1 protein-coding gene is annotated in these 710 nt (G+C 54.6%); it reads left to right on the top strand.

Annotated features, from left to right (window positions below):
* A partial coding sequence (locus IMQ33_RS26450) for an IS110 family transposase (protein ID WP_196062990.1) occupies positions 1–710 on the top strand: 710 nt, incomplete at both ends.

The raw sequence follows: 710 nt of genomic DNA on the forward strand, positions 1-710 counted from the left end.
TTTGGCGACTGTCATGTCTGCATGGAGGCCACCGGGAGCTACAGCACGGAGCTGGCCACTTATCTGGCAGACAACAACTACCACGTCAGTCTGATGAACCCGGCGTGTATCCATTCCTTCAGCAATACAGAACTCACCCGGAACAAGACGGACAAAAGCGATGCAGCGATGATAGCCCGCTACTGCGCACTGCATCAGCCCGACCCGTGGTTCCCAGCCCCGTTGAGTGAACGCCAGTTGACCGCGCTGGTGAGGCATCTTAAGAACCTCGAAGAGATGCGTCAGATGGAAGAAAATCGTCTGGAGGTAGCAGAGGCGGTCATCGTCCCTTCACTCAATGAGCACATCGCCACGTTGGATGACCTGATACGAGAAACGAAGAAGAAAATCAGTCACCACATCGATGATAACCCTGACCTGAAACGGGACAGTGAGTTGCTGAAAAGCATCCCTGGGGTAGGAGAGATGCTGAGTTCCAGCCTGCTGGCCTTCGCAGGGAACCTGCGGCGGTTCACCAGCAGCAAGGCCCTGGTCGCCTATGCAGGACTGAATCCACAGCGATGTGAGTCGGGGATGTTTAAAGGGAAAAGCCGGTTATCGAAAGTGGGACACGGTGAGCTGCGAAGCGCGTTATACATGCCCGCGGTGGTGGCAGGCCAATACAATGTAGTGGTTAAGGACTTGATAGAAAGGCTGAAGTTACGCGGAAA

It is taken from the genome of Serratia sp. Res13-Sevr-LER1-36-b (assembly GCF_015673035.1).
GTDB classification, from domain to species: Bacteria; Pseudomonadota; Gammaproteobacteria; order Enterobacterales; family Enterobacteriaceae; genus Chania; species Chania fonticola_C.